This is a genomic window from Bacillus sp. FJAT-26390 (assembly GCF_001682865.1).
Classification (GTDB): Bacteria; Bacillota; Bacilli; order Paenibacillales; family Paenibacillaceae; genus Pristimantibacillus.
The window spans coordinates 58841-66682 of the sequence record NZ_MAQX01000007.1; the positions used below are offsets into that span (position 1 = coordinate 58841).

The 7842-nt window shown below is 46.9% G+C and carries 10 protein-coding genes; 8 read left to right on the plus strand and 2 right to left on the minus strand.

Going from position 1 to position 7842, the window contains the following annotated elements; genetic code table 11:
• Positions 1-25: 25 nt before the first annotated feature.
• The 5 genes from rplM to A7975_RS11330 all read left to right on the plus strand — a co-directional run bounded on the left by rplM (position 26) and on the right by A7975_RS11330 (position 4042).
• Complete coding sequence (rplM, locus tag A7975_RS11310) at positions 26-463, plus strand: 50S ribosomal protein L13 (protein ID WP_053373925.1); 438 nt, start codon at positions 26-28, stop codon at positions 461-463.
• 20 nt (positions 464-483) lie between these two features.
• Positions 484-876: a 30S ribosomal protein S9 gene (gene rpsI, locus A7975_RS11315; RefSeq protein WP_053373926.1), complete on the plus strand. Its 393-nt coding sequence runs from the start codon at positions 484-486 to the stop codon at positions 874-876.
• A gap of 176 nt (positions 877-1052) precedes the next feature.
• Positions 1053-1748: a phosphoadenylyl-sulfate reductase gene (locus A7975_RS11320; RefSeq protein ID WP_053373927.1), complete on the plus strand. Its 696-nt coding sequence runs from the start codon at positions 1053-1055 to the stop codon at positions 1746-1748.
• A 274-nt stretch (positions 1749-2022) separates the two neighbouring features.
• A complete protein-coding gene (gene cwlD, locus A7975_RS11325; RefSeq protein WP_053373928.1) occupies positions 2023-2811 on the plus strand; it encodes an N-acetylmuramoyl-L-alanine amidase CwlD in 789 nt (262 codons plus the stop codon).
• A gap of 112 nt (positions 2812-2923) precedes the next feature.
• A complete protein-coding gene (locus tag A7975_RS11330; RefSeq protein WP_065385176.1) occupies positions 2924-4042 on the plus strand; it encodes a P-loop NTPase in 1119 nt (372 codons plus the stop codon).
• A gap of 80 nt (positions 4043-4122) precedes the next feature.
• On the opposite strand, the gene gerD is transcribed toward A7975_RS11330, so the two are convergent.
• On the minus strand, positions 4123-4821 hold the full coding sequence (gerD, locus tag A7975_RS11335; RefSeq protein WP_053373930.1) for a spore germination lipoprotein GerD: 699 nt from the start codon (positions 4819-4821) through the stop codon (positions 4123-4125).
• A 282-nt stretch (positions 4822-5103) separates the two neighbouring features.
• On the opposite strand from gerD, the gene A7975_RS11340 reads away from it, so the two are divergent.
• Entirely contained in the window at positions 5104-5727 is a 624-nt protein-coding gene (locus tag A7975_RS11340; RefSeq protein WP_053373931.1) for a KinB-signaling pathway activation protein, read from the plus strand.
• 3 nt (positions 5728-5730) lie between these two features.
• On the opposite strand, the gene pdaB is transcribed toward A7975_RS11340, so the two are convergent.
• Positions 5731-6540, minus strand: a complete 810-nt coding sequence (gene pdaB / locus A7975_RS11345; protein ID WP_053373932.1) for a polysaccharide deacetylase family sporulation protein PdaB — start codon at positions 6538-6540, stop codon at positions 5731-5733.
• 206 nt (positions 6541-6746) lie between these two features.
• On the opposite strand from pdaB, the gene A7975_RS11350 reads away from it, so the two are divergent.
• Together A7975_RS11350 and A7975_RS11355 are read left to right on the plus strand one after the other, a co-directional pair.
• Entirely contained in the window at positions 6747-7373 is a 627-nt protein-coding gene (locus A7975_RS11350) for a stage II sporulation protein M (RefSeq protein WP_065385177.1), read from the plus strand.
• A gap of 126 nt (positions 7374-7499) precedes the next feature.
• Complete coding sequence (locus A7975_RS11355) at positions 7500-7721, plus strand: hypothetical protein (protein ID WP_053373934.1); 222 nt, start codon at positions 7500-7502, stop codon at positions 7719-7721.
• Positions 7722-7842 lie beyond the last annotated feature (121 nt).

The window sequence follows — 7842 nt, forward strand, 5'->3', positions numbered from 1 at the left end:
TGTATGAAATTAAGGAGGATCATCCATGCGTACCACTTATATGGCTAAATCAACTGAAGTTGATCGTAAATGGTTCGTCGTCGATGCGGAAGGCAAAACGCTAGGCCGCTTGGCGAGTGAAGTTGCTGCCCTGATCCGCGGCAAACACAAACCGACATTTACACCACATGTTGATACAGGCGATTTCGTTGTTGTTATCAACGCTGAAAAAATCCATCTGACAGGCAAAAAAATGTCGGATAAAATTTACTACCGTCACTCCATGTACTCCGGTGGCTTGAAAGCTACTCCGGCACAAGAGATGATCAAAAACAAGCCAGAGCGCGTTATCGAGCTGGCTGTACACGGCATGTTGCCTAAGAACCGTCTTGGCGACAAAATGAAGCTTAAACTTAAAGTATACGCAGGTGCGGAACATCCACATCAAGCACAAAACCCTGAAGTTTACGAACTTCGCGGGTAATAAAGAGGAGGACAAGTTTCATGGCTCAAGTGCAATACTATGGAACCGGTCGTCGTAAACACTCTGTTGCACGTGTACGTCTTGTGCCGGGTGAAGGACGAATCATTATTAACAAACGCGACATCAATGAATATTTTGGTCTAGAAACATTGAAATTGATCGTAAAACAACCGCTTAACCTTACTGACACATTGTCGAAATACGATGTGCTTGTAATCGCTAACGGTGGTGGTATGTCAGGTCAAGCGGGCGCTATCCGTCACGGTGTTTCCCGTGCTTTGCTTAAAGCAGACCCTGAATTCCGTCCAGCTCTTAAACGTGCAGGCTTCTTGACACGTGATCCGCGTATGAAAGAGCGTAAAAAATACGGTCTTAAAGCGGCTCGTCGCGCTCCACAATTCTCGAAACGTTAATATCTATACAACGAATGCCTTCTCTGCTTGCCAGAGAGGGCATTTTTTTGTGCCTAAAATTAATTCCCAAAACTTTATTTCAATTTGGTGAAAACTTATGTTGAACATTTTGCGTATGGGACGTATAATTTTTATACAGACTAATTCAATAGGAATTATTAACGGAGGGCGTACAAATGAACCTTTTTGAAAAAGAAGCGCTTATTAAGCAAAAGGAAGTTGAGTTCGAAAACGCGACACCGGAAGAAATTATTGCGTTTGCGGTTGAAACTTTCCCTAATATCACTTTCGCTTGCAGCTTTGGCGCAGAGGACGTTGTACTCGTTGACATGCTGCAAAAAATTAGCCCCAAATCAGATATCTTCTACTTGGATACCGATTTTCATTTCAAGGAAACCTATGAGACGCGCGACCGTATGGTAGAGCGTTACCCTGGCATTCCTTTTGTAGAAGTAAAACCGGAAATTACGCCTGAAGAGCAAATTGCACAGTTTGGCGAAGAGCTTTGGAAGTCCGATGCGAACGCTTGCTGCAACATTCGTAAAGTAAAACCTTTGACTAATATCCTTTCCAAATACGAAGCTTGGATTACCGGTATTCGCCGTGATCAGGCGCCTACACGTGCCAATGCCAAAAAAATCGAATATGATACAAAATTCGGACTCGTGAAATTCAACCCTATTGCTCATTGGACGAGTGAAGATGTTTGGAACTACATCCGTGAGAATGATGTTATATATAACCCGCTGCATGACCAAAACTATCCGAGCATTGGCTGTGAGCAGTGCACACGCAAAGTAATGCCAGGCGAAGATCCGCGTGCTGGACGTTGGGCTGGACAAGAAAAAACAGAATGCGGATTGCATAAATAAGCAACCATAGAAAGCAATTACATCAATGAGTCAAATACTACTGCACGGCGGCGTACTGCTTAACCGTGTCGCTACCTGAATTCTCCCGTCCCGAGGCAGCTCGAATTTTGATCGAAGGCATGTCCGAGCAGCCAGTAGGCTAATATTAAGACTTGCATAAGGATTGTCTCATAAACGACCATCTCGTCCCATATAAATGAAAGTGTGCATTAAGCTTAAAGCGAAGCTGAATGCTGCCGCTTATTCATTTGATGGAGAACGGGGTGGTTTTTTTATGCGCCGAATCAGTCGGCATGTAGTCATTTGGTTGACGTATAAGGGTCTCATACGAATCGGGATCGGACTGTTGGTTATTGCATTGACAGGCATATTGCTTACGCAATCCATGCCGTCAACAAAAACATGGTCTTATTGGACGCTGCCTTTGTCAGGGAAGACCATCGCAATCGATGCTGGCCATGGGGGAGTGGACGGAGGCGCAATCAGCAAACAAGGGATCATCGAAAAGGATTTGAATCTCGCCATCGCGCTCTATTTGCGTGATTATTTGCAGCAGGCTGGGGCTATGGTCGTCATGACGAGGGAAGGGGATTACGACCTTGCAACGGGGGATGCGCGGGCTTACAGCAAGCGGAAGACAGAGGATTTGAAGAAACGTGTGGCGCTTATTAAAAATAGCAAGCCAGCGGCTGTCATTAGCATACATATGAACAGCATTCCGTCGGCCAAATGGACAGGGGCGCAAACCTTTTTCCATCCTGCCAATCATCCGGACAATAAGATATTGGCAACCTTCATCCAAGATGAGATCAAGCGTAATTTGGAAAATACGACGCGGGTCGCGGCTACCGTAAAGGATGTGTACGTGCTCAAAGCTATTGAGGATATACCAACAGCGCTTGTTGAGGTGGGCTTTCTATCCAATCCGGGAGAATCCCAGAGGCTTGCTGATACTGAATATCAAAGACAGGTGGCAGCATCCATCTATGAAGGCATTTTGAGATACGCTTCAGGCGAGAAGCTGAGCGGCAGCGTATTGCAGGAGGAAGTAACGACTGATTGATCGTGCTGACGGAAAAACGCGGCGGCTTGTCAGCGGATAGCTTGGTTGATTCGTTTCCTGTGTTATAATGACTATTATATAGTTTTGATTATATAAAGGTGGGACACATACTATGTTGACACGTGAGCAAGTTATAGAGGCCGTCGAATTGGTGACGGCAGGGCACAAGGCGGATGAGATCACCATCCGCGACGTAATGGTTCGGGACCGTCAAGTTTCGATGACGGTCCTTGGGGTTAGCGCGGCTGCGCAGCCCGCGCTGGAGGCCTCGCTCCGCGAGGCGCTGGCGCGCCTGGGCGCCGAAACCGTGCACTTCCGGTTTCGGGCCGAGGCAGCGCCTGCCGCTGCCGCAGGCGCGTCTACGCCGCCGCCTGCGGCAGCTCAAGCAGCGGCTGCGGCTAGCGCCGCTGCCGGCAAAACTGGCGGCGCCGCGCCCGTGCAGGGCCACGGGGCCGGCCTTGCCAACCCGCTGCTGGACCCTAGCAGCGGAGTGAAGTTCATCGCCGTCGCCAGCGGCAAAGGCGGCGTCGGCAAATCGACGGTGACCGTCAATCTTGCGGTCGCCTTAGCCCGCAGGGGCAAGCGTGTCGGCATTATCGACGCCGACATCTACGGCTTTAGCGTTCCCGATATGATGGGAATCGAAGAGCGCCCGGATGTGGTGAACGAGCGAGTCATTCCGATCGAGAAGTTTGGCGTCAAAGTGATGTCGATGGGTTTCTTCGTCGAAGACAACAGCCCGATCGTATGGCGCGGACCGATGCTAGGCAAGATGCTCCGCAATTTTTTCCAAGAAATCGAGTGGGGCGAGCTGGACTATTTGCTGTTGGACCTGCCCCCAGGCACGGGAGACGTTGCGCTTGACGTGCATCAGATCATTCCGCAGAGCAAAGAAATCATCGTAACGACGCCGCATGCCACCGCAGCGTTCGTAGCGGCAAGAGCAGGCGCTATGGCACTAAAGACCGAGCATGAGATTATCGGCATCGTCGAAAATATGTCCTATTACGTATCTACGACCTCCGGGGAGAAGGAATATGTATTTGGCCGCGGAGGAGGCGCTCGCCTTGCTGAGACGCTTCATGCTGATCTAATGGCACAAATTCCGCTCGGCGCTCCGGACAATCACGTATCTGAGCCTGATTTTGCCCCATCCGTTTACAAAGAGGATACCGATACAGGCAGACTGTACTTGGAGTTAGCGGATCGTGTGCTAAGCAAGTGCGAGTAAAATAACGATCTACAATAAATAAAGCCCGAACGGTTGTCTTATGGGGACAACCAGTTCGGGCTATTTTTAACTAATGGGTGCTACATGCCGGAATCGCTGCCTTCCTCATCCGAGCCAGAGTCTCCACCGGAATCTCCGCCAGAATCTCCTCCTTCACCGCCGGATTTATCCTTTTTCTTGTCGACCTTCTCATTAGGGTTCGGTTTAAGCTCTTCCTGAACCGCTTTTTTCATCAGATCAAGCACTTCAAGCCGGAATAGCGGATTTTGCATCGATTCCTGCATGAGGGACATGACTTCCTTGCGATATTGCGTGCTTTGCAGCACTTCGAGAATCATTTTATCCATCTCAGGGTTCTTAAGCACTTTAATTAAATCGGCTTGATAAGAAGGGTCTTTGATCAATTCCTTATGGATCTCTTTATTTTGCTTATTTACGGATTTCGCAAATTCACCCGCAAAGCGAGTGTCCACCATAAGCTTCTTGATGACCTTATCGTATTGAGGAGAGATAAGCACATCTTTTACCGCTATGCGAACCTCTTCTTGATCCTGCACCGACAGCAGCTTTGACGTTTGCCCGCCGTAACCGGACATTTGCTGCGAGGATTCCTGTAAAGCCTTCTGGGCGTCCTCCGTCTTTAAAATGTCGATAACCATGGACTTCAAGTCCTTGTAGCTGACCTGCTCATTGCTACCTCCTGATGACTCGGCGCCACAGCCTGCAAGCATAAACATCATTGCGGAGATAACCGACAATAAAACCCACCTCATACGCATCTTAGCATGCTCCCTTCTATGTCCGTACAGCTGTAATCCGTTTGGATAAGCAAAACGTTCTAAAAGTGATTGATCATGGTCTTATTATGCACATTGTTCACCGTATTATCATGGAGAATCGTTAGCTTTTTGTTGTGAACGTGGTAAAATAAAGGGTATTGCGGAAGCAACTTAACAACGATTATGGGAGTAGGCATCATGAGCAGTCATTTTGCAGCGAAAATAATGAGCATGAGATGGTTAGATAGCGGGCCATTATAAACATTCAGGAGGATAATGAACGTGAATTTAAAAAAGTGGTTCTTTTTATTTTGGAGCGGCATGGTAGTCGGCGCGCTCGCTTGCGTAATAACCGGCGCGATCATGGCTTGGGTCGATCCGGAGTTTGGCTTTTTAGGCTTCAAAGCAGTAGGGTTCAACGCTTTAATGATGGCATTGGTTGGTTTAATGATCGGAGCCTTTAGCCAGATGGGCTTTTTCGCTTATTTAACCTTGAACTATATCGCCCTAAGCGTATTCGGCAAAAAATATTTATGGAATGCGCTTCAAGGGTATACGACGATCTTTGCAGCAGCCGGACTTGGCTATTTATTGTACGAGCAGCGCATGAATAACTGGTTTTTCTGGACGCTGCCGCTTATCCTGCTTGTTTTCTCCGGCGTCGTATCATGGTTCAAGGTTAAGCAAACGAATAAAACAGCCTTTGTTCCTACGATGTTCCTTATGTTTGTCGTTACCTTTATCGAGGCTTGGCCAGCTCTTCAAGGGGAAACAAACGTATCCGCCATTGTCTTTATGATGGTTCCTTTATTCGTTTGCAATGCATACCAAATCATGATGATGCATCGTCTGGTCAAAAAAGAAACAACCGACTCAGCAGCAATTGCCGCAAAGCCGGTCGTATAGCGCTTAGTATTCGAATTCGGCGGCATCGAGCTGCGGGAATGTAGACGAAGTCTTATCCTGCACAGCTTTGCCGTCGATTTCTGTTTGTGTGATAAGGTCGGATACCGTTACGAAGTCGTAGCCTTTGTCACGGAGCTGATCAATGACGGTCGGCAGCGCCTCATGAGTTTGCTTTACGGAATCGCTTGCGTGGAACAAAATAATATCGCCAGGGTGAGCACGCGTCACAACGCGGTTAATAATTTTGTCTGTGCCAATATTCATCCAATCGAGTGAATCGGTATCCCATTGGATGACCTTATATTGAAGCTCTTCTGCAATACGCAGTACCCGTTTGTCAAAATCGCCGTTAGGCAGCCTTATTAAATTCGGTTGTTTGCCAGTAACGTCGGACAAGATGGTGTGCGCAGTGGTGATTTGCTTTCGAATTTCCTCATCGCTGAGTTTGCTGTAATTATCATGCTTGTGTCCATGGCTGCCAATTTCAAAACCGGCTTCCTGAATTTTTTTGACGATATCAGGATGCGACTGGCTCCAAGGCGAGGATAAGAAGAAGGTAGCTTGCTTAATGTTCTTTTCCTTTAGTACATTAAGAATAGGCTCCGCTCGTTTCTCGCCCCAGCTGATGTCGAAGGTAAGGGCAACAACCTTTTTGTCAGTGGGTACGCTGTAGATGGCAGCCGGCTGCTGCGGTGCGAATACGGTGATGTTGTCGCGCTCGGCATAAATAATGCCGACTGAGAAGACAAGGGCGATCGTAATCAAAAAATACCGTTTCAACTTGCGACCGTTCAAAACATAAAAAACGTTCATGGGGAAGGGCACTCCTCTCTAATGGAAGCTTGTACAAAGATAAGAAAGTATAAATCCGACCTTTATACTTCGCTTATCTTTTATCGCGAAACGAGCTTTTGCCTCCATGGAAGGCTGCAGTCATTTACGCTTGTAGTACAATCTATGCTCGTACAACAAAGATATTCATCCATGTTGCCAACTTACATAGTGCGGAGGAAAATAAAATGTTTAAATGGCGGTTGATATGGGAGCATTTTAAGCAAATGAATCCCTATATTGCATTTGGCACGATATTATTTTTAGCTGGAATGGTCGTTGGGGGCACGAATCCGACATTCAAAGCATTTCTGGATGAGCAGCTGAAGGGACTTGGCCAGCTTGCCAATATGATCGACAATTCAAGAAATCCTACCTTGACGATGATTATTTTCATCTTCTTGAACAATGCGATAAAATCGATTTTGGTCATGTATTTGGGAGCTTTGTTTGGCATTTTGCCGTTTTTCTTTCTAGTTGTGAACGGGATGCTTATCGGCTATCTGCTGAAAACAAGCGCGGAGCTGCATGGCGGCGGGTTCGTAGCGGAGCTCGTAATTAAAGGGCTGCTGCCGCATGGCATATTGGAAATCCCGGCGATCATTATAGCTTGTGCTTATGGCATGCGGTTCGGGGTGCTCGTCTTAAAAGCGGGAGGATCCATCCTTTTCGCTCGGTCAAAACAGGAAAAGTCAGGACGTGAGCTTGAGAGCTTCGTTGTTCGTACCGTTCCCGTCATGGTTATATTGACGATAACGCTGCTCATTGCAGCGGTTATAGAAAGTACAATTACAACATGGTTGTTAACGATGTAATAATTTTTCCAATATTTGAGCATAACAGTAAAGCAGTGTCGAAACGCATTGGCGTTAGATGTTGCTTTTTTGTTCGTTTTGGATGGGCTTGTTGCGCTTTACAACTAAAGGAGGTCGCTCACGGCTATGCTCGGAATACTATTCAACGATAAAGAATGCAAAGAACTCGACTACGTCCTTCGCAAAGAACTGGATGAAATGCTGCTTGATTTAAATGATTCCCGATTAGATGGGGATATTAAGCAAGCCATAACGAGAAGATACAAAATCATCTTCCGGATGTATGCCCGTATTGCCTCCCCTAAAGAACTGTCGCGTTACGCGCTAAATGCACGTTCTTATCGATAAAAACAAGTTTTTAAAAAAACTTTCAAAAAGGGGTTGCATTTAATTGGGCCCCTGTGATATATTATTTCTTGTCGCCGCGAGACACACGCGGAAACAACGAAAGAAAAGATTGTTCTTTGAA